Source organism: Arthrobacter sp. KNU-44, assembly GCF_051843155.1.
GTDB lineage: Bacteria > Actinomycetota > Actinomycetes > Actinomycetales > Micrococcaceae > Arthrobacter.
This window is the reverse complement of record NZ_JBPXNG010000002.1, coordinates 1385773-1412215: the sequence shown is the minus strand read 5'-3', so window position 1 is coordinate 1412215 and position 26443 is coordinate 1385773. Positions and strand designations below refer to the sequence as shown.

Below are 26443 nucleotides of genomic sequence, written 5' to 3'. Positions count from 1 at the left end.
AGGAAAGCGGAGCATGAAGATTACGGATCTGGTCGGGAAGACGGCGTTCGTCACGGGAGCGGCTAGCGGGATTGGCCGCGCCGTGGCCACCACGTTTGCAGCCTTCGGCGCAAAGGTAACCTGCGCCGATCTGGATGAGTCGGGCGCCCAATCAACAGTCGAAGAAATCGAGGCTGCCGGAGGGACGGCCGAGGCGGTGCGCCTCGACGTGTCCAGCCGCGTCGAGGTGGATCAGGCACTCGACGACGCCGCAGCCCGTTGGGGCCGGCTGGACGTCTTGTGCAACGCCGCGGGGATCTTCATCGACGTCCTACCTTCGCTGGCAGCAGATGCCGATCTCAATCGGGTCATGCAGGTCAATTACATGGGCTCTCTTTATGCGGCGCAGGCTGCAGTCCGGCACATGCTTCCTGCACGCGCCGGTTCGATTATTAATCTCTCATCCGGTGGTCTGGATAGCCCCAAGCCCGAGCAATTTGCCTACGTTGCTTCGAAGGCAGCCGTGACAGAGTTGACGCGTTGCCTTGCACTCGAAGTGGGCGCAGCAAATATCCGGGTCAACGCCATTGCCGCCGGCTACATTGATACGCCGATGATCAGGCGCGGTTACGTTAGTGGGAGCGGACAGTTGGATGAGGGGCGTTGGAACGAGACTTTGGAGCGCTATCGGAGGTTTTCGCCCCTGGGAATGGTCGGGGAGCCCGTGGATGTCGCCTGGACCGCGCTGTTTCTGGCCACGGACATGAGCAAATTCACCACGGGGCAGACATTCAGGCCCAACGGCGGATTTGTCATGCCTCGCTAAGTTCACACCTCCATGCTGTGAGGCAACGACGCCCCAGCCGGCATACGACGGCGACCCAGTGCGAAAACGCAACTCGGGACAGGATGGACAAGCAGAATGGAAATGAGCAGATGAGCAAATTCGCGGTGATTGGTGCCGGAACCATCGGAGGGATCTTGGCACGCAAGCTTGCAGCGCAGGGGCACTCGGTTAAGATCGCAAACTCGAAGGACCCCTCAACGTTGATGGACTTCGACGCCAAAGGGGTCACGCCTGCGTGGGCAGCGGAGGCTCTCGTTGACGCGGACGTGGCCATCTTGAGCCTTCCGCAGTCAGCCGTTGGGAGTTTGTCCGAAAACGTGCTTTATGCCTTGAGTCGTGTTCCTATCGTGGTTGAAACGGGGAACTATTACCCCGACCGCGATGGCCGAATTGAGGAGATCGAGAACGGACTCACGGACAGTGAATGGGTGTCCGCTCAAATCGGGCGTTCGGTGTTTAAAGCATTCAACAACATAGGCGCCATGAGCCTGCTTTCCAGGAGCGAGGCCGCCGGGGCGGAAGGCCGCATTGCACTGTCAGTCGCGGGGCCGGCCGGCCCGGAGAAGCAGCAGATGATGATCCTCGTCGACCAACTGGGCTTCGACCCGGTTGACGGAGGCGAGCTAAAGGATTCCTGGCGCCAGCAGCCGGGTTCTCCTGCATACTGCGCCGATCTGACAGCAACCGAACTTAGCAATCGAATCCGGCAGGCAACCGCCGTCGACATCCCAAAGTTCCATTCGATCCGGGACAAAACTGAAGCGGTTGCGGGCAGCGAGAAGCAGCGCCGCTTTATTGCCAACGGTTTGTTGCGCTAATCGGCTGGGGCCACCCGCCCTGATGCCTTCGTTGAGCTAGTTGATGCGAACCGTCGGGCGGTGGACCGGCCGCCCAAGGCCAGTCGGCACCGAGGTGCCGAACGGCCACGGACTCATGGGGGGACCTGTTCGCAGCACGGCAGGCTTCGGGTGCTTACCTGCCAGTCAGCGGGGTTCTTTCATTCCTTAATTCCTTAACAGATGCCGCCTAGCTAGGTTGGAGGATGCATCGACGACGCGGCCATCGACCTTCGCCAGCACTAGGCCCTGCGTCGCGACAATGTGCTTGTGTGAGTAGGATTCGGCTTCATCCGCCTTGCCTGCCTCGATAATATCGATCAGACGCGCATGAGCCTTGAGTGTGTGCCCCCGTGCTTCGTGTGCGGGGTAGCCCCCTTCCGAACTAAGTGTCTGCGCCCAGGCTTCCTCCTGCGCAGTCCAGAGACGCACAAGGCCACCGACGATGAGCTTTATCGGAGAATCTCCGCAGAGGTCCACGATTGCTGAGTGAAATTCACGGGCGGAACGGGTGAAGGAGGCTCCCTCGTCGTCGTCGGTTGACTGTTCCAAGACGGCACGCAACTGGGGCACGACCTGCGTCCCTCGCTGGGGGTTCTCGGCGCAAAGGCGCGCGCACAGCGGTTCCAGCCTGGCGAGTGAGGCGGCCAGTTCATCAATCCGGGTGCCAGTTGACTGCAGGGCGATTCCCAGCGAGTAGCCGAAACGGCCTGCTCCGGGGCGGTGAACCAATGCGCCGCCGATGTTGCCGCGCCGCACCGTGACCAGCCCCTCGGTTTCGAGGATGCGCAATGCTTCCCGGAGGGAGGGGTGGCTGATGCCGTACTCGTCGCGGATTTCCTCTTGCTTGGGAAGCATGTGGCTGGAGAACTCCCCACGGAGGATTCTTGCCCTCAGCGCGCTGGCGACCGTCTCGGCGACCCGCACTTGCTGGATCTGCGGCACTGCGGGCTTCGGGGTGTCCAAGAGTTCGCTCACGCTACCTCCAAAGTTGTCGGCAACAGGGCCGGTAGTCTTCTTTGTCAGAGTGCCAGCAGAACCTGTTAATATTATTGTGTTTATATTTATATCTTTATTAAGATTACATCACATACTGGACGCTGGTTCGGTTCTTGACAGTCTCTTGGCTATTGGTGGCGCCGAAAAAGGGCCGCCAAAGCCTGTCCGCCGCCGATGCACATGGTCACGATCCCTAGTTCGAGATCCCGGCGCACCAGATCCTTGGCCAGGCGCAGGGACAGGATGGTGCCCGTGGCGCCAACTGGATGGCCCAGGGCGATCGCCCCGCCGTACGGGTTGGTCTTTGCAGGGTCAAGCTTGGCATCCCTGACGACGGCAACGGCTTGGGAGGCGAAGGCCTCATTCAATTCAATAACGTCAATATCGGCCGGCGTGGTCCCGGTTTGATCGAACAGCTTCCGCAATGCAAGAACGGGCGCGTAGCCCATCAATTCCGGTTCCATGGCTGCTGTCGCCACGGCTTCCAGCGTGGCCAACCCTCTGAGGCCCCGCTCGCGTGCGAGCGATTCGCGTGCCAGTACGACGGCGGCGCCGCCGTCGTTGATACCTGAGGAGTTGCCTGCGGTGACGGTGCCGCCCTCCTCGAACGCGGGCCGGAGTTTCGCCAACCCGTCCAGCGATGTATCGGGCTGCGGATGCTCATCGACCTCAACGGTAAACGGTTTCCGTCCGCCCACGTGGACCGGGGTGATCTCCTCGGCGAATGCGGCGCGTGCCGCCTCGCTTGCGGCTCGCCGCTGCGACTCAACGGCAAATTCATCCTGGGCTTGGCGGGAGATGTTGTAGGTGCGGGCAACGTTCTCGGCCGTCACCCCCATGTGAATGCCGTGGAACGGATCGGTCAGGATGGAAACAGTGCCGTCAATCAGCCTCCGGTCGCCGAGTCTGTAGCCGTTGCGGGCGTTGAAATCGTAGAAAGGCATCCGCGTCATGGATTCGTTTCCGCCGGCCAGGGCAAAGTCCACTTCGCCCCACCGCATCTGCATGGCCGCGCTCCATATGGCTTGGAGGCCGCTACCACACAGGCGATTCACGGTATAGGCGGGGACGTTGGTGGGAAGCCCGGCAGCAACGGCGACCCGGCGGGCGTTATAGGCGTCCGGGCCGACCTGCCCAATGCAGCCCATGACCACTTCGCCGATTTCGGCTGGGTTCACCGCCGACCGTTCCAGTGCGGTCTTGGCTGCGGCAGCGCCCAGCTCGTATCCAGGGACATCCCTGAATGCTCCGCCGAACTTCCCGATGGGCGTCCTTGCGCCATCGAGAAGGACAATCTTTTCCTGGTTACTCATGTTTCCGGCCTCCTCAAGGGTGGTGGTGGTCTGCGATTGTCTGCATGTCCAAGATCTTTGGTTATTGGACAGTGTTCTGTTTATTCTTATAAAGATAACATCTATTTTAATTTTTAGGCTTCGGCGACCTCGGCTATTGCGCAGGCTCATGCAGGCGGAGCATGGGAAGCGCCAGCTTATGCATTAGACACGGATGGCGGCCCTGGGCTGTGATGTATCACACGGAATAGACATTAGGAGCCTGCTTCTGCAGGCCGATGAGGGAGGTTGGCGATGACGGCAATTCAGACCGAAGTGGCATGGGAAGCGGTTGCGGCCGCGGCAGAAGCGATGGAATTGCCTTCGCGGTTCAGGGAAGTGATGGGAAATGTGGTTACCCCAGTGTCCATTGTGACGGCCCTGGGTGCGGGGGGACCGCATGGCACCACGGTCAGCGCATTTTCATCCCTGTCAATGAGCCCGCCGATGGTGCTGGTGTGCTTGGATCGCGGGTCCGATTTGCTTGACATTGTCCGGTCCACGGGGCGCTTCGGACTAAACGTGATGGGATCCGGTCAAGCTTCTTTGGCCGCGGGCTTCGCGCGCAAGGGAATCGACCGCTTTGCTGGCGTCGAATGGACTTTGGAGCATGGCGTTCCGCGGCTTACCGGAGCGCCCGGGTGGGTGGCCTGTGCTGCTACACAGCTGGTGCCCGGAGGTGACCATGACATTGTGCTCGGGCTGGTGCTGGACGCCGGTAGCGCAGACGGTGCCCCCCTGGCATACCACCGCCGCACCTTTGGGACCCATGATCCACTGCCTGCGGATGGATGATTTGTAATCATTGCAATGAATAGCTGCTCCTGCTAGCGTGGTGCCCGCCCGGGACGGGTCGGACCAAGGCCAATCGTGTTGGCAATGGCGATCGCCCTCTTCTGCCGGTCATATGCCGGCGAGCCAGGCTAGCTACGGGCTTGACCGCCGGACTTCTCACCCGCCCGGCAACCGCAGAAAGGCCCCTCATGGATCCGCTCTTTAGAACTTTGGATTTCACCCGTGGTCCGTCCATGAAGAACCGCTTCATGCTGGCACCCATGACCAATAAGCAAAGCAACCCCGACGGTACTGTCACCGAACAGGAGATTGATTGGCTGCTCCGCCGTGCCCAGGGCGGATTTGCGCACATCGTCACGTGCGCCAGCACGGTTCAGCCCCGTGGTCGTGGGTTCAGCGGCGAGATCGGCGTCTACAGCGATGCGCATCTGCCCGGGCTGCGGAAGCTCGCCACGGCCATCAAAGGCGCAGGCAGCCCCGTCAGCGTGCAGCTCAACCACGCGGGCATTCGGGCCGACAGCAGGGAGCGGGTCGGCCCTTCCGACGATGCCGAAACCGGCGCGCGCGCCCTTGCTGTGGAGGAGATCGACGACGTCGTCGAGAGCTTTGCTGCCGCAGCTGTCCGGGCCCAGGCTGCCGGCTTCACCGGCGCGCAGCTCCATGGTGCGCACGGTTACCTGATTGCCCAGTTCCTCAGCCGGACCATCAACCAACGGACGGACGACTACGGCGGCAGCCTGGAGAACCGCAGCAGGCTGCTGTTCCGGATTGTCGATACCGTTCGCCGCCGCTGCGGTGAGGAATTCCAGCTGGGCCTCAGGCTCTCCCCGGAGCGGTACGGCCAGGATTTCTTTGAGGTCCGGGAGACGGCACAACGGCTGCTCGATGAGGCCCGCATCGACTACCTTGACCTCTCCCTTTGGAACGTGTTCAAGGAGCCCGACGACAAACGCGCCCGCGGAAAGAGCATCATGGCGCACTTCATGGAACTGGACCGCGGAGCCGTGAGGGTCGGCGTTGCAGGGCGGATTGTCGACCCGGACACTGCACGGTCCTGCTTGGAGGCAGGCGCCGACTATGTGGCGCTGGGTAAGGTTGCGATCCTGCACGGGAACTACCCCGATCTGCTCGCGGGCAACCCGGATTTCACGCCCCGGTGGATCCCTGCCAGCCGGGACTACCTCCGCGGCCAGGCGGTCGGGGAGCCCTTCATCGAGTACCTTGCCGCCTACATGAATAACTTCGTCGAAGGCGCAACACGGCCCGCTGGTGCCGGCCGCGTCAAGTCCGCCTGGACCGACGAGCAGCTCGGCCTCGTTCCGACCAGCGGCAAATAACCCGCAAGCACCAGGAAAGGACTCTCAATGACGGAAGTCGCCGGGAAACCCTACGAGACACTGGCACGCAATGCCAGCCACGAAGTCGGCGTCGGCTCCGCGCTGATCAACCTGTCCGAGCCGTGGCCGGGCAAGGAACGCGAATACAGTCGGTGGTACGAGGATGACCACTATTTCAGCGGGGCGATGACGGCACCCTGGCTGTTTGCCGGCCGACGCTGGATTGCGACACGGGACCTGCAGAAATTGCGCTACCCGGCAGCCGGCGGGGCAGTTGACCCTGTCACTGCGGGCTGTTTCTTGGGTACCTACTGGATAGCCCCTGGCAGGCTCGGGGAGTATCTGCAGTGGACCGCAGGCACCGGCGCACGGTTGGACGCCGATCAGCGGATGTACTACGACCGGGATCTGGTGTTCACCGCTTTCCAGGACAAAGCCGGTACCGCATACCGCGATGACACCGTACCCAGGGACGTATTCTCGCTGGCCGATCCGGCCGCGGGTCTTGTGCTGGAATTCGTGGATGCCCCCGACCCCGCGGCCGCGGGCGAGCTGGAACGCTGGCTGCTGGAGGAGCACCTGCCCTCCCGGGTCGGCGCCGAAGGGCCGGTCGCCAGTGCCATGGTGTTCCGGCCGACAGAGCCGCTACCGACCATGCGCCCGGCCTTGATCGAGGCCATGGCCAAGGCCGGTAATGGAGGACGCCGACTCACCGTCCTGTGGTTCCTGCGAGAAGACCCCCGCGAATGCTGGGAGTCCTGGTTTCGTCGAGAAGGAAGCTTGGTTGAGGCCTCGGAGAAGGGGCGGCTTACCTTTCTGGCGCCATTCATTCCCGCCAAGATGGGCACCAACGCCTACCATGACCAGCTGCGGGAGCTGGAGGAGGGCTGACCTTGAAAGGGCCTGTGTCAGCCAAATATTTTCCATCTATGTAATGATTATTCTAATAGACGTTCTTTCCTGCTAGGGTTACGAACAATAGGGCCGGTGACGGCCGTCACCTTCGAGGGACGCGGGCAGAGTTGCCAGCGGAAGTGGAGATGTAATGACGCTTGAATCGACCATCGAGATCCAGTTGGGGTCTTCTGGGAACGATTACCTCCAGCGGGCGCGCGATGTGGCGCCGTTGATCGAAGCGGAGGCGGACACCGCCGAGAAGGAGACGGATGTCACCGCGGTCGTCGCGCAGGCGTTGAAGGACGCCGGCTTGTTCTGGATGTTCAGCCCACGCGAGTTCGGCGGCGGGGACGTGGACATCACCACCGCCCTTGAGGTCATGGAAGAGGTCGCCCGGGCCGATGGTTCCACCGGTTGGATGTTCATGGCCACCTCGATCGGCACGCGTAATGCATCGCTGTACCTTGCCGATGAGGCACGGAAGGAACTCTTCGGCGGCGAAGAGAAGGCCATCTGCGGTGGATTCGGGGGACCGGTTGGTAAGGCTGTCAGGGTGGAGGGCGGCTACCGCGGATCCTCCGAGCGGGTCCCCTTCGGCAGCGGTTCCACCTACATCACCCATATCGCCGCGGGAATGCGCCTGTTCGACGAGAACGGCAATCCGGCGCTGGGGGAGAATGGCCAGCAGGAGCTGCGGATGACGTATATTCCGCGCGAACGGTTCACGATCCTCGGCAACTGGGACGTCATGGGACTCGTGGCTTCAGGAAGCTACGACTACCAGGTCCCGGAGCAGTTTGTTCCCGAGCGGTTCACGCTGCCCCTGGTCTCCTACCTCGATCCCTTCCGGCCCGTTCAGGAGAGCCGGATCGACCGCGCCTCCCTTGGCGCTGCCGGGCATGCCGGCGTCGCACTTGGAATCATGAAGCGGGCGCTACAAGAAGTGGCGCGGATCACCGATGGCAAGTCCCGGCAGGGCTACCCGGCGGCCGTCAGTGACTACCCTGTGTTCCTGCACGGCTTCTCCGAAAAGGAAGCTGCCTACCAGGCCGCACGCCGGTACGTTCTCGAGGCCTTCGCTGAGGCGGAGGCGACGGCGGCCGCAACGGGCGAGGTGCCGGCCGTTCTCATTGCACGGATGCGGCAGGCAACGACGTGGGCCCATAAGGTCGCCGACGACGTGGTGAGCTTCTGCCATCTCTGGGGCGGAACCCAGTCCCTGCGCAACCCGAGTGCCCTTGGCCGCTGTACCCGCGACATCGCCGTGGCGAAGAACCACCTGTTCGTGGATCCAATCACCTACGTCAGCACCGCGGGCCCGATCCTGGAAACCTGGCGCTAAGCAGAGGGCCCTGAACTCAAGCGCACAAAGGACACGAGGATTCATGGCAAGCAAGGAATCAGAAAAGCTGGCAGAACTGTACCGATACTGGGGTGACCGGCGCGCGGCCAGCAACGAGGGAATCCCCCTTATCCGGGACTTTTATGCCGACTACCACCAGTTGGCCACCGAGGCGGAAGGGGTCAGCTACGCAACGGTGACAGACGGGCCGATACCCGGCATCTGGGCCATTCCCGCAGGGGCGGCCGGCGACGCCGCCATGCTCTACATCCACGGGGGCGCCTACCTCGGCGGCGGCAGCACGGGCCACCGCAAGCTAGCTGCCCATGCGGCCAAGGCCACCGGCCTTCGGACGTTGGTCATCGACTACCGTTTGGCCCCGGAACACCGCATGCCGGCCCAGTTGGAGGACAGCCGGGCCGCATTCGACTGGCTCGTGGAGCTGGGCTATGCGCCGGAGCGCATCGTCTTGGCCGGAGATTCTTCCGGCGGTGCCCTGGCAACGGCCGTCGCGCTGCACCTTCGCGATACCGGGGCGAAGCAGGCCGGCGCCGTGGTCGCCTACTCGCCGTACTACGACGTCGAAACGGTCGGCAGCACCTTTGACACCAACGCCCCGGTAGACGCGATGGCCGGACGGCTCGGCCGTGAGGGCATCGCGCGCAACGTCAGCAACTTCACCACGGAGGAGTGGGACGCCAGCAGTCCGTACATCAACGCCCTGCGCTCGGACCCGACCGGGCTGCCCCCCATGCTGCTTTCGGTCGGCGGAGCGGAAGTGCTGGTCGAGGGTGTCGAAATGTTCGCGAAGATGGCCATAGAGAAGGGGGTCGAGGTGGAACTCGAGGTCGTGCCGGAGATGCAGCACGTCTTCCAGTTCATGGCCGGCTCCGCGCCCGAGGCCGACGAATCCATTGCCAAGACCGGCCGCTTCGTGCGCCAATGCCTCAACCTGTTCTGAATCCCTGCCGTCACCATCCGTCGAGTGGGCGGACCTGAATACTAAGGAAACCCATGCCTCGTCTTGAATCACCCTTTGACCTGTCCGGCCGCACCGCGGTTGTCACCGGAGCCGGCGGCGGCATCGGTGCCGCCATAGCCGACGTGCTCGCCAGAGCCAACGCGCATGTCGTGGTGGTCGATATCCAGTCGGGATTGGCCAAGGATACGGCCGAAGAGATCAAGGCCGCCGGCTACTCGGCCGAGGCCCTGGAACTGGACGTCCGTGACCGGGCTGCGGTTGATGCTGCTGTTGACGGGATCAAGAGCCGGCGCGGCCGGCTCGACGTCTTCGTCAACAACGCCGGGATCATCGGCGACGCCTCGCCGTTCACGGTGTCCGAGGACGAACTCGATTCCGTCATGGCGGTGAATTTCAAGGGCGTGGTGTTCGGTTCCCAGGCTGCCGCGCGGGCCATGATGGAGCAGGGCTTCGGCAGCATCGTCAATGTGACCACCGGCGGCGTCGACAAGCCCATGAGTAATGTGGCTGCCTACACGGGATCGAAGGCCGCTGCTCACCAATACACCCGGTCGCTGGCCTTGGAGCTTGCTCCGGGCGGTGTCCGGGTGAACAGCCTTGCGGCCGGCTGGGTGGAGACACCGATGACCCGGCGCCATTTGACGGCGGAAGGGGCCGCCATCGACGAGCAGGAGCGGGATGCCTTCCACGCAACCCAGGCCTCGCGCATACCGCTCGGGTTCACGGGGGATGCATATGACCAGGCCTATGCGGTGCTTTACCTGGTCTCCGATGCCGCACGTTTTGTCACAGGTTCGGTGATTCGCCCCAACGGCGGCAGCACGATGCTTTGGTGACGCTGGCCGCCAAACAGCACTGCAGGATCGACTTCAAGAAAGCAGGAAACAATGGCGGTTGTAGGTGCACGGTCAAGATTTGAATCCCTCATGTCCCAAGGCAGGAAGCCCGTTGGTGCCTTCCTGACCTCCAGCGACCCCTCGACGAGCGTGATTTTCGGCGACGTCGGATACGACTTCGTCATCATTGATGGTGAGCACGGTGCCCTCGACACCCGGGATGTGCTCAACCATATCCGTGCAGCCCGGTCTGTAGGTTGTCTAGCGATCGTGCGCGTGCTCCACAATGAGGCGGCCCTGATCCAGCGTGCAGTAGACCTTGGAGCCGACGGGGTGATTGTTCCGAAGGTTAGTAGCGCGGGCGAAGCTGAACGTGCATTGGCCGCCACCCGGTACCAGCCCGGTGGGCGGGGGTTCTGCCCGATGGTCCCCGCTGCGGGGTGGTCGGGGGAGAACTGGTCCGACCACGCAGGCAACTCCAACGGCAACGTGATCCTGATCCCGCTGATCGAAACCATCGCCGGCGTGGAGAACTTCGGTGAGATCATAGCGGTCCCGGGCATCGACTACGCCTTCTTCGGGCTGGGGGACCTTTCCCAGGAAATGGGCATTGACATGCGGGGGGATTGCGACCAACTCGTAGCCAAGTGGGAGGTCCTGAGGGGCCAAGCCGACCTTGAGGGCGTGCGGCTGGGTGCCCCGTTGGGATTCGGTTTTGCGGGGGTCGACTTCGGCGCCGCCGGCGGCGACCTCTCCTTCCTGCGCCTGGTGGCAAAGGAGCGGCTGGCTGCGGCCGTCGAAGAGCTGCGCGCGGCCCCCATTGCCGTCGACGCCGGTGTCTCACCGGTCTGACTTTCGGCCCCCGCGTGTAGCCAGCCGAACACAGTCCACGAATGCAGTGACGCCCCGGTGCTTCGACGCCCGGCGTCACTGCATTTTGTTTTGGTGAAGCGATTTCGAGAGAGCCTGCGTAAGGAACCGCAGAAAACTGTCATAATCTTTCAATCCTTGTTATGATAGATATAATTAATCGACGAGTGCGTAGGACGGCCGGTTGGTCGCCAGCCTCAGCGCCCCGCGGGGCGGGCTGCCCGCCAAGGCCGGCGCGGTTGCGGCAACGGAGAATGAAGGAGTGCCATGCTTGACTACGCCGAAGCGGATGAAGTCCAGGTTCTGCGCCACCGGTTGCGGGGCCTTGTGGACGAGCACATTCCCAAGTCCTATCTCGGCGCGTTCACCGACGACCCGAATGATCTGGAAATCGCTCAGCATTTCAGCCGGAAACTCGGGGAACAGCGGCTCTTCGCGCTGACCTGGCCGGAATCGTTTGGTGGCGGCGGGGCCACGAGCTGGGAGCAGACGGCCCTCCGGGAAGAAATGTGGGCCGCGCATGAACCCCGCGGCGCCCAGTACATGGGCCTGAACTGGATCGGGCCCGTACTGATGCGGCATGGCAGCGAGGACCAGCAGCAGCGGCACCTGCCGCCCATGGCTGCAGGTGACGTGTTGTGGTGCCAGGGGTTCAGTGAGCCTGAAGCCGGCTCTGATCTTCCGGCACTCCGAACCAAGGCGGTCCGTGAAGAAGGCGGCTGGCGGATCCATGGGCAGAAGGTCTGGACCTCCTACGCGGAGATGGCACGTTGGTGCTTCCTGTTGGCCAGGACCGGAACGCCGGACAGCCGCAAGGACGGCATCACGGTGTTCCTGGTCGACATGGAGCAGGCTGAGATCGAGGTCAGGCCTATTCCCTCGATGCTGGGCCGGCATCACATCAACGAGGTGTACTTCACCGGAGCTTGGGTACCGGACAAGGACGTCCTGGGCGGTGTCAACGACGGCTGGACTATTGTCACCGACGTGCTCGCGTTCGAACGGATCGGCATTGCACGGTATGCCCGGTGCGACAAGCTGCTCTCCGAGGCTCCGGACTCGCTCGGCGATGCCTGGGCGGACCTGCCTGAAGGCCTGCACCAGCGCTGGGCCAAGGCCCTCGTGCACAGCCGGACGGTCCGGCTCCTTGCCTACAAGGTCGTCGCCGCCCAGGAACAAGGCAAGCTCGACCCGGCCGATGCTGCGGCCTACCGGATCGCAGTCACCTTGCTGGACCAGGAAGTCGCCGAGGTGCTGATGGACATCGTCGGGGGCTGGTCTCTGGGCGTCGAGGATCCCGAGCGTATTTTTGAGCGGGCGGTCGAAGACCATTGGCGCTATGCGCAGGCCTCGACCGTCGCATCTGGAACGTTGGAAATGCAGCGCCTTGCGCTTGCCAACAGATTGGTGGGGAAACGATGAGGAATCAGCTGTCGGACGAGGCAATAGCGCTCGGCGAGGCCGTGCTGGACACCTTGGAATCAGCGGGCGGTGTGGATCTGGCCCGGCGCGCCGAAGCGGACCCGCACGGGCGGGTTGCCCTGATTGGCAGCCTCCTTGATGGCCTGGGCCTGTGGGAAATTGAACCGCTGGCGGACCAGGTGCAGCTCGAAGTAGCAGCGGCTGCCTGCAAGGCCGCGGGCCGGCATGTCCTTCCCTACCCGATCGCGGAACGGTTTTCTGCCCCGGAAGGTTCCGAAGGACTGCTGCTGGTCCCCTCGGCAGGCCGGCCGGTAGCCGTTCACGCCGATTTTCCACTGTCCTGGAGCGCGGTGGAGCTCACCGGGCGCCAGCGCCCGGTAGTGTCAACGGGAAGATCCCTGGGTACTAAGCTTGGCAGCTTTGTCGGAGAAGTCCGGCTGGGGGAGCCCGGCAGGACACTGGAGCGCGAAACTGCGCTGCTGGTCACGCTGCAGATGTGGTGGCTTCTCGGGGTCTTGGAACGCGCAGGAACGGATACCCTGACATACGTGAAGGAGCGCGAACAGTTCGGCCGCACCTTGTCTAAGTTCCAGTCGATCCAGTTCACGCTGACGGATATCAGCGTGGCCACCCAGGGCCTGGCCGAACTGGCCAAGTACACGTTGTGGTCCCTGGCCCAGGAGGACCGCGAGCGGACATGGCTGGTCGACGCCGTCGGACTGCGGGTGGCCGGCCTTGAAACCGCTGACACGGTGCTGCGCAGGGCGCATCAGTTGCACGGTGCCATGGGGTTCGCCGACGAAACCAACGTGTCGTGGTATTCCCGGCTTTCGCAGCCGGTACGGAGGCTTCCGATGGGCCTGAGCCAGACCGAGGCTGCCCTAGTAAAGCTGATGGGGAAGGACCGCTTCACCAACCTCTTTACGCCCTTGCCGTCCCCGGCGCCCCGTGAGGGTGCGCTCGCCCAATGACAGCACGGTCCCATCGGAGCAAATGGCTACGCATGGGTCCAAGAAAGCCAATGGCGCCGTCTCCCGGCGTCGGAGAGGAACAATGATGCCAATCCCAACTCCCCAGTTCTCCCTCGAAGGTAAGACGGCCCTGCTGACCGGCGCCTCCTCCGGAATCGGACGGCGCTTTGCCCAGGTGCTGGCCGAAGCGGGTGCCACAGTCGGTATCGTGGCCCGCAGCGAAGAAACCCTGAAGGAGATCGCCGGCCAGTTCGAGCGGTGCGTACCCTTCCCTGCCGATTTGTCGGTACCGGGAGCGGCCGATGAGCTGGCACGGGCGGCACTGCAGGAGCTGGGACCGGTCGACATCCTGATCAACAATGCGGCCCACATCGCCGGCGGAGTCAAGGCCGAAGACGAGACACTGGACATCATCAACACCACGTTGACCGTCAATCTGGTCTCGCCGATCCGCCTGACGCAGGCCCTTTTCCCTTCAATGAAGGAGCGCGGATCGGGTTCGATCATCAACGTCACGTCCATCGTGGCGAGCGTTGGCATCGGGAGATTCCCCCAAGCGGCCTATTCGGCCTCGAAGGGCGGGCTCGAAGCCATCACCCGCGAATGGGCGGCGCAATGGAGCCGCTACGGCATCCGGATCAATTCGATCGCCCCCGGTTTCATCGAGACAGGCATTACGGCTGACGTGATCAACAAGGAAAACATCCAACAGTGGATCGGCCGTAACACACTGATCCCCCGGCACGGTCAGGTGGCAGACTTCGACGGGGCGTTGCTCTATTTGGCCAGCGACATGAGCGCCTATGTCACCGGCCAGACCCTGACAGTCGACGGCGGATGGACCGCACACTAGAACGGCTTTCCGGTCGGGGCGCAGAACTGGCCTCGACAACTGGAACGTGGAAAAGGATGGAGGTCGTGGTGAGCCTGGACGTGGATGCACCGAACGTTAGGGAGTGGCTGATAGCCCACTCCGATGCCCTGCAAGACTGTAATCCCCGGCGGACCGATACCCTGGATGAGCGCATTAGCCGCAGCCTGGAGTTCTTCGCCCGGCTCGACGCCGCCGGATTGACCGGCTGGGGCTGGCCGGCCGAGAGCGGCGGCCGCGGAGGCAGTACCGAGCACCGTGCCGAGCTGTACGATGCGATCACCGCCGCCGGATTCGGAATGCCCGAGCAGGTCGGCGCCCTCGAGGTCCTCGGATCTGCCCTGATGGCCCACAATCCCGGCCTTGCCTCGCGGTACCTTCCGGAACTGCTTGCCGGCAGGGCGCTGTGGTGCCAAGGATTCTCGGAGCCCGAGGCGGGAAGCGACCTGGCCAGCCTGCGCACCAAAGCGGTGCCCGACGGCGACGGCTGGAGGATCACCGGCCAGAAGGTCTGGACCTCGCTGGGCCATCGCTCGGACTGGTGCGGCGTCCTGGCCCGGACTGGCGCACCAGACTCCCGGCACCGAGGCCTGACCCTGTTCTGGGTCGACTTGAAAGCACCCGGCGTTGAAGTGCGCCCGCTGCTCACGCTCACCGGCGAAGAAGAATTCTCCGAAGTTTTCCTCGACGGCGTCTACGTTCCCGCCGATCACGTGGTAGGCCCGGTCGACGGCGGCTGGGGCGTTGCGATGGACCTGCTCCAGTACGAGCGCGGAATGTGGGCATGGCAGCGTCAGGCCATCATGCATTCCACCCTCTCGGAACTTATCCGCGATCTGGACGAATCGGACGTGCTTGCGGCGTCGGCCGTGGCAGAGGGGTACACAAGTCTCGCCGCATTGCGGATGCGATGCCGGGAAACGGTCAAACGGCTCGCGGCCGGGGACCTGCTGGGGCCGGAGGTATCGATCGACAAGATCCTGCTCGGCCAAACGGAACACCTCATACATGACGCAGTGCGGGCCGTGCGCGTGCAGGACTTCGCTGTCACCGACAGTGCAGAGGCAGCGGCGGCCCGGGCCGAATGGTTCTACTCGCGCGCTGCCACCGTCTACGGTGGTGCTGCCGAGGTTCAGAAAAACATCGTTGCCGAGCGTGTCCTCGGCCTTCCGAGGGAGGCAGCCCGTGGCTGAATTGGTGGACGAGATGGAAGACCTGGCCGAGGCGATTGGTGAATCCACGCGCGCCCTGGTGGCCCAGAGCCCGGAGGGAGTCGATTGGGAGGCCCTCCGCGATCTGGGGTGGTTCGACTTGGCCGGGGAGGACCCACGGCTGGCCACCAGCGTGCTTGGAGAAGAGCTCGGCCGCGCCGCCGCAGCATCGCGCGCGCTGGATGCCGCCGTCGTGCATGTTCTGGAACAGGCCGGCGCCGGGGTGACGGCCGAGCGGCCCGGCGCAGTGTTGTATCCATTGCCAGGCTCCTCCGGTGCCGGGCGGTTGTTCGCGGACGGTTCCGTCCAGCTCGACGGGCTGCTCCTGGGCCGGGTGGGCGAAAGCGAGGAGCTCCTGGCGTTCGTTGCCGACGCCGGCGGCCAACCCGCCGTCGTGCGGCTAGATCCACTGGAAGCTGCCGAGGTCATCGACATCAAGGGCGCGGATGCCCGCGTCCGGGCAAGACGCTACACTGCACGCGTGGCCGGCATTCGGGAGGCGTTGGCGCCCGAGCACGCGCGCCTTGCTTGGCGCACGGCGCGCCGGGCACTCGCCTACCAGATGGTCGGTGTCGCCGAGGAATGCCTCCGTGTGGCCGTTGCCCATGTAAGCGACCGCCACCAGTTCGGACGTCCGATCGGCAGTTACCAGGCGGTTAAGCACCGTCTGGCTGACGTCCGCGTGGGGATCGCCGCGGCCCGGTCAGCCCTGGCCGGAAGCTGGGAGGAATCGGACCAGGTGGAGTTGGCTGTGCTTGTTGCCACTTCGCTCGCGAAGAAGGCCGCGCAGCTGGCAGTCACCCACAGCCTTCAGGTGTGCGGCGGGATGGCCTTCACCGAGGAATTCCCGCTGGCCCCGCTGGTGCGCAGGGCCCAGTTCTTCGGGCCGTTCCTCGGTTCCGCCGCCGGACTCGGCTTGGAAACCGCTCGCTTGCTCAAGGCCCACGGCGCTGCGCCGCGGATCTCCGGCTTCGGTACCGCTTGACCCCCGTCTTGGAACCGCCCACCCTGAAAGGTGTGAGATGACAACCCCGATGAAAAACCTGAAGGTCCGCCCCAAGGTGGTTGACGCGTGGATCCAACCGTGGACCCGCGAAGTAGTCGACATGATGCCCGAACGCACCGCCCACGTCTTCCGCAAGTACGGAACCGTCCGCATGAAGAACGGTATTTCCCTCGAGGACATGATCGATGAAATGGACGACTCCGACGTCGACGTGTCCCTGGTCTCGGGGGGACCGGTGGTCCCGGGCCACCTCGTCCTGGACGCACTGGACAAGTGGCCCGACCGGCTGGTCGGGGTTGTCGCTGTGGACCCGACAAACGGTGTCATGCGTGCTGTGCGGGAACTGGAAAGCCTGGCCCGGAACTATCCGATCTGTGCCATGAAGCTGGAGCCCTTCTACTACTGGCGAGACCCGACCGACAGGGTGTTCTACCCCCTGTATGCCAAGTGCGAGGAACTAGGCCTCGCGGTCCAGACCCAGGTGGGTGGGACCGGCCCCCTGTTCCCGTCCCGATCCGGCCAGCCGTTGCACATCGATGACGTCGCCCTCGACTTTCCCGACCTGACGATCGTCTGCGGTCATGTTGGGTCGCCTTGGGTCGAGGAGATGATCCACGTTGCATGGAAGCACGACAACGTCTACATCGACACTTCGGCCAGGCTGGCCAAGCACTTCGAAGATCCGTTCCGCAAATTCCTGGCCGGGTACGGGCAGGACAAATGCATCTATGCCTCGGACTGGCCCCTGCTCGACTTCCAGCGTCCCTTGGCCGCGGCACGGGCCCTCGGACTGCCGGAGGAGGTCGAGGCAAAGTTCCTCGGCGAGAATGCGATCAAGGCCTTCCGGCTTGAACGGTTCCTGGCCGACGGCGCGTAGCGCTTCCCCCGCCCTACTTGAACATCCCTGCGGAGAAGATGAACGATGAATGACGAAGTCACCGAATATCCGTCCACTGAGGTCCGCACCATTGCCGAAGCTGCCATCTGGGCCGAACAGCAGTACGGCGGCAATCCGGCACTGGTATCCCCGGGTCGGATCCTGAGCTTTACGGACTATCTTGCCGCTGCGAAGGCGGCCGCACGCGGCCTGATGGCGGCGGGGGTCAAACCGGGGGACCGGGTGGCCATCTGGGCGCCCAATTCCATCGAATTCGCGGTATCGGTGCTCGCGATCCAGCTCAGCGGCGCGGCACTTGTTCCCGTGAACACCCGGTACACCGCACGGGAGGCAGCCGATATCCTGGACCGCTCCGGGGCGGTGCTGGTCTTCACCGTCGAACGGTTCCTCGGACGCTCCTACGCCGAGGAACTGCGCGTCTTCCACCGGGATTCCCCCGAACTCCTGGCGCACCTGCCACGGATCGTGGACATCGGCGAACCGGACAGCCCGCGCCTCCTGGCCTTTTTGGCCAAGGGCAGGTCCGAGTCGGAGCGCGAGCTGGAACAGCGGATCGGCCAGATCACACCGGACGATATCGCAACGGTTCTGTTCACGTCGGGGACTACAGGCCAGCCGAAGGGAGCCATGCTTCGGCACGGGGCACTGTTGCGCGCCTACTGGACCTGGGGCGGGTTGCTCGGGGTGCGCCCGGGGGACCGTGTCCTGCTCTCCAACCCTTTCTTCCACGCCTTCGGACTGAAAGTCGGCCTACTGCTGAGCCTGGTGCACGGCGTGGCCGCCTATCCGATGCCGGTCTTCGACGCCGGGGCCGCGCTGGACATCATCGAGCAAGAAGGGATTACCTTCTACCCTGCACCGCCGACTGTATTCCAGTCCCTGCTCGCAGACCCCACCCTGCCAAGCCGTGACATTTCTTCGCTGCGCGTCGCGGTGACCGGTGCCACGTCCATCCCCCCGCAGCTCATCCACGACATGTATGACGTGCTCGGATTCGACGAGGTCTTCTCGCCCTATGGATTCACCGAGGGCACGGGCGTGGCGACCCTGACCAGGCAAGGCGACGACCGGGATACGGTTGCCACTACCGCCGGAAGGGCACTACCAGGGATCGAGGTTGCAGTGTTGCGCGGGGACGGGACCACGGCGGTCCCCGGCGAGACCGGTGAGATCGCCCTGCGTGGGTACAACCTGATGGCCGGGTACCTGGGTAAGGATGAGCCTTTCCTGGATAGCCGCGGCTATCTGCGCAGCGGGGACCTAGGTGTCCTGGACGAACGGGGCTACTTGAAGGTCACGGGGCGAATCAAGGACATGTATATCGTTGGCGGATTCAATGTTTCCCCCGCCGAAGTCGAAGCAGTGCTGCAGGCCCACCCCGCAGTGCAGGCGGCGGCCGTAACCGGCATGCCGGACGAACGCCTCGGAGAGGTGGGGTTGGCCTGCGTGGTGCGCCGCCCTGCCGCCGAGGTGACGCAGGCAGAGCTTGACGAATGGTGCCGCGGGCAACTGGCCAATTTCAAGCGGCCGCGCAGCATCCGCTTCGTGGACTCCTTGCCGCTGAACGCCAGCGGCAAGGTCATGAAGGAACAGTTGGCCGCCTTGGCCAATTCGCGCTAGACCGGGGCATGACGCGCTCTCCCCGCCTGGCTGCACGCGGAGACATGGGCGGACATGCCGATCCGTGCGACCCGTTCCTGGTCGCGGACCTGCACCATGGGCAACGGGTCCGACGCCGGCGCATGCACGCCAACGGTCCGGAAGATCTCGGCGACCCGGCACGTGGCCGCCCAGGCGGCAGCCGCCGCGCGATGCGCTCGGGGCGCACCGCCGCTGTGCGCTCGGTAGGAGTCGCGTAGGCGGGGCCGATCTCATCGCGGGGAGGGCCGTCGCCGGCCTGCAGCCAGACGGCGATGCCGTCGGCGATTTCACCCAGCACTGCGAGCACCTCCCGGGCCCGCCCGAATTGCATCCTGTCGAGGATGAGTCCGCCCCCTTTCGCCTCGGTGACGATCTCCGCTCCGGCGCTGATCGAGCCGAGGCCGAAGTATGACACGGCTTCGAGGTACGGGGTGACGCCGCAGGCCCGGCTGCGCGAGACGAGGTCGCGGAACAGCCCGCACGGCCGGCAGGTCCGAATCTCGGTAGAACGCGCCCATCCGGGTGATCCCGCACGCGGCGAAGATCGCGAGGCATGCGTCGAGCGATCCGCTGGGGACGCCGGCGTCAGGCAAGGTGCTGCGTGGTGCCCGTGTCCGCCGCGCGCCGCAGCGCGTCCAGCATCTCCTTGCGGGTGACCGCGTCGTCGAAGGTGGGGGCGAGGCGCGTTCCGTGCCGAAGGTCGTGCTGGACGAGCAGCAGCGTCTCGGCGACAGTGGCGGCCGCGTGGGGCAGCGAGGGATCGGCGTTGACGTAGGAGGCGGGGACGTCGATCTCCCGCAGTCCGTTCCCTCCCGCCGTGGCACCCTGGATGGTGAGTGGGCTCAGTTGCATGCTGCCGTTCGGGGCGGTTACGACGAGGGTGCCCTCCGTGCCGTTGATCTCCCAGTGCAGCGCCGTTCCGGCGGTTTTGCCGCCGCGGTAGTGGGCCGAGAGCATGGCCCCGTCCGCGAGCTGTCCGGAGACGAGCAACTGGTCCGGCGTCGTCTTCTCCACGGTTTCGCCGGTGCCATCGAGGCGGACCGCAGGCTGTTGGATCGCGGTCATGGCGGCGATGGAGGCGAACTCCCCGAGGACGCTGCACACCCCGTCGATCGTGTGGCCGAACGGGATCGTCATCATGGTCCCGCCGAGCGCGTCGTCCTGGAGGTAGGCGTTGCGCGGGTCCACCACATCGCCCCAGGGCGTTCCTGTGCCCACGAGCGTGGAGGAGAGCACGCGGCCGACGTAGCAGTCGCGGACCAGGTCACGGACATAGCGGATAGCGGGGGTGGAACGGGCCTGGAGGCCCGGCGCCGCGTACACGCCGGCCGCGGCGAAGCCGTCGCGCAGCTCTCGCGTCTGCTGCAGGTTCGATCCCGACGGCCATTCGCTGTACACGGGTTTGCCGGCCTGGAGGATCTTCCGCAGCAGCCCGTAGTGGTGCTCGACGCGCACGGCGAGGATGACGAGGTCCACCGAATCCGAGCCGATGAGGTCGTCCGGGTTGTCGTACGCCTCGGGAATGCCGAACTCCTTGGCCGTCGCCCGTGCGGATTCAAGGCGGGTCGTGCTGACCGCGGCCGCCTCCAGGCCGGGGATGGTGGCGATCGCGGGAAGGTGCGCGATGCGTCCCCACCCCGGTCCGGAGGCGCCGATGATTCCGACGCGGATGGTTTGATCGGGGGCGAACGCGTGCCGGGTCATTGTGTGGTTCCTTCTCTGCTTTGCTGTATAAGACGGGGGCGTTGCCGCTAGGGGCTACCCGCGCACGCCCGGATAGGACACGCGTGTCAGGCCCCCGTCGATGAAGAACTCCGATGCCGTGATGTAGCTGCTCTCGTCGGAGGCGAGGAAGACGACGAGTTGGGCGAAGTCGTCGGGGCGGCCGAACCGTCCGAGCGGGACCGTGTCACGCATCATCTTGATGTGCGGCAGTTCCGCGACCTCGGGGTCGGCGAGCATGTCGGTGGCGTGGGGACCCGGGTGGATCGAGTTCGCCCGGATGCCGTAGCCCTTGAGCCCCACGTGCACCGCGGTAGTTTTGGTCAGGTTAGCCAGCGCGGCCTTGCTCGCCGCGTAGTAGGTGGTCGTCGGCACGATCATGTCGGTCGAGTTCGATGACACGTTGACGATCGCGCCGGACCCGCGCGCGATCAGCGCCGGCAGGACCGCCTGCATGCCGGCGAACGCGCCATATAGGTTGATGTCCATCACGTGCCTGAACTCCTCAAGAGTCGCCTCCTCGATCGTCCGCGGGAGCGTGATCCCCGCGTTGTTCACGAGCACATCGATGCAGCCGTAGCCCTCGACGGTGTCCTCGACCATGCGCTTCCACGCGTCCTCGTCGCGCACGTCGAGATGGGCGAAGCGCGCCGTTCCGCCGATCGCGGTGATCTCGTCGACTTTCGCGCGGCCGGCGTCGTCGAGGACGTCGGCCACCACGACGCGCGCGCCCTCGGCGGCCAAGGCGGATGCCGCCGCGCCGCCGAGACCGCGGGCACCTCCCGTAACGATGGCTACTTTGCCGTTCATCCGATCCATATGCGCCTCTACCTTTCCGTGAACTGTTGCTGCGCGTTGCCATGTCCCGGCGGCACGTTGCCGGCGGGCAGAAGCCATTTTGTTGAGATAGTCCCGAAGCGCGCTGTCAGGTCCGCCCGCGGAAGGTTGTGCGCAGGTCGCCGACCCAGACATTGGGCACCTCCCAAGGGATGAAGTGTCCGCCGCCAGCCGAAGCCGTCCAGCCAGTATCGACGAGGCCCTTGAGACGCCGCGTCCTCATGTCGTAGTACTCGTCGCGGTTCCCGCGTCCGGCGCCCAGCCTACGTTCTCGAGCCGCCTGCGGATCTCCGTGAGACCCCCCCGCAGGCACTGAGATGGGCGTGTCGACGTGTGTCGCAATCTTGCGGAAGGCAGGGCTCACCACTCGACCATGAGTCGGCGCACGCCGTAGATGAAGCCGTCGTTCTGCATCTGTACGGCGTCGTGCACGTCGGCGACGCGCATTGTGGGGATGCGGGTCAACAGCTGCTCGAACACCAAGTAGAGCTCGGCACGCGCGAGGTTCTGGCCCAGGCACGAGTGTGCCCCTGCGCCAAAGCTGACATGGTTGCGGTCGTTGCGGTCGATATTCAGCTTGTAGGGGTTCTCCCAGTATCGTGGGTCGAAGTTCGGCGCGCTGATGTTTACGACCACGCCATCACCGTCCTTGACCTCCTGCCCGCCGATGACCATGTCCTCCTTCGCGACGCGGGAGAGAGTGCCGTCCACGAGCGAGTGCATACGGATCATGTCCTCGACCATCCCTGGGATAAGGGACAGGTCCTTCGTCACGCGCTTGCGGATGTCCGGCTGTTCGAAGAGTTGGAGCATTCCCATCGAGATGGTGTTTGCCGTTGTCTCGTGGCCGGCGACAATGATCATGAACGACTGTCCGAGGACCTGCCGGTGTTCGATCTCGCCCGTGCCCATGTGGTCCCTGATGAGCTTGCCGATCAGGCCGTCACGCGGCTCGTTGACCTGTTCGGTGATGATGGCGTCCAGCAGCGTGTACATTTCGCCCGCGGCCGCAGCCAGTTCTTCCGCGCTCGCTGATGCCGACGTCGTGACGGCCGATAGGCGCTGTATGTCGGCGCTGTAGGAGTAGTCGACTCCGAGGAGCGCGCAGATCACCTTGGTCGGGATCACGAGGCTGACCTCCTTGTGGAGGTCGACGGGTTCGCCGGCGGCCATGATGCCGTCGATTGCCTCCGAAACGATCCGCTGCAGCTCGGGGCGCAGCTCATTGACGCGTTTGAGGGTGAACTGACCGGCCATCATCCGGCGGAACTTGCCGTGCATCGGAGCGTCCATGTGGCGCAGCATGGTGTCATTGGAGCGCGAGGTCACACCCTTGCGCACCTTCGGGTAGTGCGGGTGCTGTGCGTCAACGGAGATTCCGGGGTGTTCCAAGGCCTCCCGTACGGCGTCGTGCCTCAGCACCACCCACGCACGCTGGTTGCTGTGTAGTGCCGCCGGAACGACTCCCGCCTGCTCGCGCCACTGCTCGTAAGCGGACGGCGGCTTCATGGGGTCGTTTCGTAACTGCGGGAACCGCGGGCCTTCAGTGTGGGGCGCGTTGTGGTCTGCCCGTTCGATCTTCATTGATCCCTGCCTCTACATCATTGGATGGATCCGCTGCAGCGGTCGTCCCGGAAAACGTGAATTTCAGCACCTCATTCGGTACCTACCGGCGATGGCTTCGTCTGCTCGGTGTGCGGGCCGTCTGAGCCTAGGCGAGTTGGAGCGCCGGCGCTGATTGCGGAAGGCCGTAGTGCCCGCGCAACGTCGTGGCCTCGTATGCATCGCGGAACAGACCACGGCGCCGCAGGATGGGGACGACGTGGTCGACGAAGTCCTCCAGTCCGTCGGGGAAAGTTGCGGGCATGATGTTGAAGCCATCGGAGGCGCCGGTCGTGAACCACATCTCGATGACGTCCGCCACCTGCTCGGGGGTCCCTATGAGCTTCTGGTGACCGCGGCTGCCGTTGAGCCGGATCAAAAGTTGACGGACCGTCAGGTTCTCCCGTCGCGCCATGCCGATGCTGATCTCGTAGCGGCTGCGACCGTCGACGATCTCCTCGGGGCGGCGGATGTGGGCCGGAAGCGGCTTGTCGAGGTCGAGCTCCTCGACCGGGACCCCCGTCTGCTCGGCCAAGTGGACATGGGCGTAGTCGAGGACGATCAGCTCGTCGAGCGCCTGTGCCTTTGCCTGCGCCTCCGCTTCGGTCCCCCCGATGACCGTCACGATGCCGGGAAGAACGTGCAGGTGCTCGGGGTTGCGCCCCAGGGCGGTCGCCTGCGACTTTAGGTTGGCATAGAAAGCCCGGCCCTCATTGACGGTCCCCTGCGCGGTGAACACCGCCTCGGCGTACTTCGCCGCGAAGGCGATGCCCGGACCGGAGGAGCCGGCCTGGACAATGATCGGACGGCCCTGCGGCGTCGGGGGGAGAAGGGCCGGGCCCTGCACCGAATAGTACTTGCCGACGTGGCCGATCCGATGCACCTTGTCCTCGTCGGCATATATGCCGCGCGCCTTGTCCACGATGAGTGCGTCCGGTTCCCAGCTGTCCCAGAGCTTCAGCACGACGTCGACGAACTCGCCGGCGCGCTCATACCGCTCCTCCGGCGTCGGGAACTCGGTGACGCCGAAGTTGGGCCCGATCTCCTTCGCGATTGATGTCACCACGTTCCAGCCGACTCGGCCGCCGCTGATGATATCGATGGAGGAGAACCGCCGCGCCAGGTTGAAGGGGTCATCGAACGTGGTGGATGCCGTCGCGATCAGTCCGATGCGTTCGGTGGCCTCGGCGAGGGCGGTCAGCTTGACCACGGGGTCGAGCATCTCGCCCGGCCGGCGGCTCGGGCTCGAGATGAGCCCTTGGATGTCGGCGAAGAAGATCGAGTCGAGCGTGCCGCGCTCAGCGATGCGCGCGAGATTCTTGTAGTGCTCGATATCCAGGTTCCAGTTGGGCACCGCCTCGGCGCGGCGCCACGCGGCCTCATGGTGCCCAACGGCGTTAATGAAGGTGTTGAGGTGCAGCTGTCGCTTCATTGAAGGTGCTCCTGATCCTATGGGAAACGTTGACTTCCACTCCTCTTTTTATATTACAGTTATAAGGATTGAAAGTAAAAGTTCCAAGACCGGGAATTGCGAGATCTGCGCGTCCGTCAACGCCGTCACTGAGTGGTAATTGGGTGGTCGGGCGCTGGCGGGCGATGGTACCGCCCAAACATGCGGCGGCACGACGCGGACATAAAAAGGGGCTGACCGCCCAGGATCGACAAAGAACCCGAGCGATCAGCCCCACGTAACTGTGAGTCTTGGTAGTGGATGGTCAGCCCAGCGGATCGATCCGCTCCACGAACACGTAGAGCCGCGTCAGTTTGATCGACGCGATCTTCCAATCGCCGTCGACCTTGCGGTAGGTCTCCCAGTAATGTCCCGTGCCGCGCAGACGATAGCCGTCAGCGGGCCAGACGAGTACGTCTTCCATCGCCCAGATGCCGGTCGCCTCGCCGTCGCCGGTGAGTTCGATCTCCGGCTGGTGGCCGTGGTGGGTCGAGATGAGCGGGCCGATGTTCGTGGCGACTCGCTGCACGAACGCATCGAGACCAGACGCAGCGAGCGGCTGACGATCGGTCGCCGAACGCAGCGCCAGAAGGTCGGGGGTGAAGCCGTTGTCGAGCGGTCCGATGGCTGCGTCCTCGGTGAAGACGGCCTTGAAACCGTCCCAGTCCTTGGTGTCAAGAGTTCGGAAGTAGCGGGCCTTGAGATGACGGATCGCCTCAAGTTCAGTGGTGTCGGTGAGTACAGCGGTATCGGTCATGTGCATCCTCATCTTTCCTGTGGGTGTTGGGGTTGGTCTTACTCGACGTGCGTCTCACTCCACCGTTAGCTGGTGGCGCATTGGCACACGAAGATTCGCGGTCAGGGACAGCCCGCCGTCAACGGCGAGATTCTGACCCGTAATGAACCTGGCGGCGGGGCTATCGAGAAACGCCACGGCCTCGGCGATGTCTTCGGGCTCGCCGAGCGCGCGGAGGGGCATCACTCGCGCACGGGTGGCGAGCATCTCTCGGACCTCAGCATCACTGACCCCCGGCCGCGACTTCCGGCTGATGGGGGTGACGATCGGGCCGGGAGCGACGGCGTTCGCGCGGATCCCCACCGGTCCCCACTCGAGTGCGAGCGTCTCGACGAGACGTATGAGCGCGGCTTTCGCGGGCGAGTACGCTCCCAGGCCTGGGTGCGGGCTGATCCCGCTCGTCGAGGTGGTCGCGATGAACGAGCCTCGGGATGCGCGTAGCGCCGGATAAGCGGTCGATGCCAGCAGCCATGCCGCGCGGGCGTGGACATTCATCACAGAGTCCCACTCCTCGATGGTCGTCTGATCGACGAGGCGCCCCAAGTAGGTGTTGCCGGCGTTCGAGACGAGGGTGTCGAGGCCGCCGGCGAACTCGATCGCCTTCTCGGCGACCTCGACCGGAAAGGTCGTGGTCTGCAGATCGCCTGTGAGCACCAGGATCCTCGCGCCCCGGTCACGCTGCGAGTCGGCGAACGCATCAAGCTCATCTACGAGCTTGGTTGCGGTGATCGTGATCCGCGGTTCCAGGCCTCGGTCCAGCGCGCCTTCGACGAGCCTTGCCGTGACCGCCGCGCCTATCCCACCCGGGCTCGCACCTGTGATGAGTGCGCGGTAGGCGCCGTTCGAGCTGTCGTCGCCCATTTCCATCCACTCCTTCGTGTCGGTGCCGGGGTCGCGATCGAGTCTGTCGCAGGAGACGCTTGGCGCCCCATTCCTCTATACTTTCGATTCTAATAATACTATAA

Annotated in this window: 25 protein-coding genes; 17 read left to right on the top strand and 8 right to left on the bottom strand. The window is 64.3% G+C overall.

Annotated features, from left to right (window positions below; translation table 11 throughout):
* Positions 1–13 precede the first annotated feature (13 nt).
* Both ACSVHC_RS07365 and ACSVHC_RS07360 read left to right on the top strand, forming a co-directional pair.
* A complete protein-coding gene (locus ACSVHC_RS07365; RefSeq protein WP_439180756.1) occupies positions 14–805 on the top strand; it encodes an SDR family NAD(P)-dependent oxidoreductase in 792 nt (263 codons plus the stop codon).
* Positions 806–888: 83 nt separating this feature from the next.
* The gene (locus tag ACSVHC_RS07360; protein ID WP_439180755.1) at positions 889–1644 is read left to right on the top strand and encodes an NADPH-dependent F420 reductase; all 756 of its coding nucleotides are present in this window, start codon (positions 889–891) and stop codon (positions 1642–1644) included.
* A 186-nt stretch (positions 1645–1830) separates the two neighbouring features.
* Here ACSVHC_RS07360 and ACSVHC_RS07355 read toward each other — a convergent pair whose 3' ends face one another.
* Together ACSVHC_RS07355 and ACSVHC_RS07350 are read right to left on the bottom strand one after the other, a co-directional pair.
* A complete protein-coding gene (locus tag ACSVHC_RS07355; RefSeq protein ID WP_439180753.1) occupies positions 1831–2640 on the bottom strand; it encodes a FadR/GntR family transcriptional regulator in 810 nt (269 codons plus the stop codon).
* 149 nt (positions 2641–2789) lie between these two features.
* Entirely contained in the window at positions 2790–3974 is a 1185-nt protein-coding gene (locus ACSVHC_RS07350) for a thiolase family protein (RefSeq protein WP_439180752.1), read from the bottom strand.
* Positions 3975–4247: 273 nt separating this feature from the next.
* Between ACSVHC_RS07350 and ACSVHC_RS07345 the strand changes: the two genes are divergently transcribed.
* From ACSVHC_RS07345 to ACSVHC_RS07275, 15 genes are all read left to right on the top strand, one after another.
* Complete coding sequence (locus ACSVHC_RS07345) at positions 4248–4787, top strand: flavin reductase family protein (RefSeq protein ID WP_439180751.1); 540 nt, start codon at positions 4248–4250, stop codon at positions 4785–4787.
* Positions 4788–4975: 188 nt separating this feature from the next.
* Positions 4976–6124: an NADH:flavin oxidoreductase gene (locus ACSVHC_RS07340; RefSeq protein ID WP_439180750.1), complete on the top strand. Its 1149-nt coding sequence runs from the start codon at positions 4976–4978 to the stop codon at positions 6122–6124.
* A gap of 27 nt (positions 6125–6151) precedes the next feature.
* Positions 6152–7015, top strand: a complete 864-nt coding sequence (locus tag ACSVHC_RS07335) for a hypothetical protein (RefSeq protein ID WP_439180749.1) — start codon at positions 6152–6154, stop codon at positions 7013–7015.
* Positions 7016–7169: 154 nt separating this feature from the next.
* Positions 7170–8363: an acyl-CoA dehydrogenase family protein gene (locus tag ACSVHC_RS07330; RefSeq protein WP_439180748.1), complete on the top strand. Its 1194-nt coding sequence runs from the start codon at positions 7170–7172 to the stop codon at positions 8361–8363.
* A gap of 43 nt (positions 8364–8406) precedes the next feature.
* A complete protein-coding gene (locus ACSVHC_RS07325; protein WP_439180747.1) occupies positions 8407–9324 on the top strand; it encodes an alpha/beta hydrolase in 918 nt (305 codons plus the stop codon).
* Between the two features lie 53 nt (positions 9325–9377).
* Positions 9378–10181 carry an SDR family NAD(P)-dependent oxidoreductase gene (locus tag ACSVHC_RS07320; RefSeq protein ID WP_439180746.1) on the top strand — a complete coding sequence of 268 codons (804 nt, stop codon included), beginning with the start codon at positions 9378–9380 and terminating at the stop codon, positions 10179–10181.
* A 90-nt stretch (positions 10182–10271) separates the two neighbouring features.
* On the top strand, positions 10272–11033 hold the full coding sequence (locus ACSVHC_RS07315) for an HpcH/HpaI aldolase family protein (RefSeq protein WP_439180745.1): 762 nt from the start codon (positions 10272–10274) through the stop codon (positions 11031–11033).
* A 285-nt stretch (positions 11034–11318) separates the two neighbouring features.
* Positions 11319–12473 (top strand): acyl-CoA dehydrogenase family protein, encoded by a 1155-nt coding sequence (locus ACSVHC_RS07310; RefSeq protein WP_439180744.1) that lies wholly within the window; start codon positions 11319–11321, stop codon positions 12471–12473.
* Positions 12470–13444 (top strand): acyl-CoA dehydrogenase family protein, encoded by a 975-nt coding sequence (locus ACSVHC_RS07305; protein ID WP_439180743.1) that lies wholly within the window; start codon positions 12470–12472, stop codon positions 13442–13444. The genes ACSVHC_RS07310 and ACSVHC_RS07305 overlap by 4 nt, the downstream gene beginning before the upstream one ends.
* Before the next feature lie 85 nt (positions 13445–13529).
* Positions 13530–14297 (top strand): SDR family NAD(P)-dependent oxidoreductase, encoded by a 768-nt coding sequence (locus tag ACSVHC_RS07300; protein WP_439180742.1) that lies wholly within the window; start codon positions 13530–13532, stop codon positions 14295–14297.
* Between the two features lie 65 nt (positions 14298–14362).
* Positions 14363–15508: an acyl-CoA dehydrogenase family protein gene (locus tag ACSVHC_RS07295; RefSeq protein WP_439180741.1), complete on the top strand. Its 1146-nt coding sequence runs from the start codon at positions 14363–14365 to the stop codon at positions 15506–15508.
* Positions 15501–16511, top strand: a complete 1011-nt coding sequence (locus tag ACSVHC_RS07290) for an acyl-CoA dehydrogenase family protein (protein WP_439180740.1) — start codon at positions 15501–15503, stop codon at positions 16509–16511. The genes ACSVHC_RS07295 and ACSVHC_RS07290 overlap by 8 nt, the downstream gene beginning before the upstream one ends.
* 37 nt (positions 16512–16548) lie before the next feature.
* The gene (locus tag ACSVHC_RS07285) at positions 16549–17409 is read left to right on the top strand and encodes an amidohydrolase family protein (protein ID WP_439180739.1); all 861 of its coding nucleotides are present in this window, start codon (positions 16549–16551) and stop codon (positions 17407–17409) included.
* Between the two features lie 45 nt (positions 17410–17454).
* Positions 17455–19050: an AMP-binding protein gene (locus tag ACSVHC_RS07280; protein ID WP_439180738.1), complete on the top strand. Its 1596-nt coding sequence runs from the start codon at positions 17455–17457 to the stop codon at positions 19048–19050.
* An 8-nt stretch (positions 19051–19058) separates the two neighbouring features.
* Entirely contained in the window at positions 19059–19289 is a 231-nt protein-coding gene (locus ACSVHC_RS07275; RefSeq protein WP_439180737.1) for a hypothetical protein, read from the top strand.
* A gap of 367 nt (positions 19290–19656) precedes the next feature.
* Here the strand turns inward: ACSVHC_RS07275 and ACSVHC_RS07270 are convergent, their stop codons facing one another.
* The 6 genes from ACSVHC_RS07270 to ACSVHC_RS07245 all read right to left on the bottom strand — a co-directional run bounded on the left by ACSVHC_RS07270 (position 19657) and on the right by ACSVHC_RS07245 (position 26339).
* Positions 19657–20775: a Gfo/Idh/MocA family oxidoreductase gene (locus ACSVHC_RS07270; RefSeq protein ID WP_439180736.1), complete on the bottom strand. Its 1119-nt coding sequence runs from the start codon at positions 20773–20775 to the stop codon at positions 19657–19659.
* Positions 20776–20829: 54 nt separating this feature from the next.
* Positions 20830–21612 carry an SDR family NAD(P)-dependent oxidoreductase gene (locus ACSVHC_RS07265; RefSeq protein ID WP_439180735.1) on the bottom strand — a complete coding sequence of 261 codons (783 nt, stop codon included), beginning with the start codon at positions 21610–21612 and terminating at the stop codon, positions 20830–20832.
* Positions 21613–21990: 378 nt separating this feature from the next.
* Complete coding sequence (locus ACSVHC_RS07260) at positions 21991–23214, bottom strand: cytochrome P450 (protein WP_439180734.1); 1224 nt, start codon at positions 23212–23214, stop codon at positions 21991–21993.
* 127 nt (positions 23215–23341) lie between these two features.
* Positions 23342–24664, bottom strand: a complete 1323-nt coding sequence (locus ACSVHC_RS07255) for an LLM class flavin-dependent oxidoreductase (RefSeq protein WP_439180733.1) — start codon at positions 24662–24664, stop codon at positions 23342–23344.
* 283 nt (positions 24665–24947) lie between these two features.
* Positions 24948–25439: a nuclear transport factor 2 family protein gene (locus ACSVHC_RS07250; protein ID WP_439180732.1), complete on the bottom strand. Its 492-nt coding sequence runs from the start codon at positions 25437–25439 to the stop codon at positions 24948–24950.
* Positions 25440–25493: 54 nt separating this feature from the next.
* Positions 25494–26339 (bottom strand): SDR family NAD(P)-dependent oxidoreductase, encoded by an 846-nt coding sequence (locus ACSVHC_RS07245; protein ID WP_439180731.1) that lies wholly within the window; start codon positions 26337–26339, stop codon positions 25494–25496.
* Between the last annotated feature and the right edge of the window lie 104 nt (positions 26340–26443).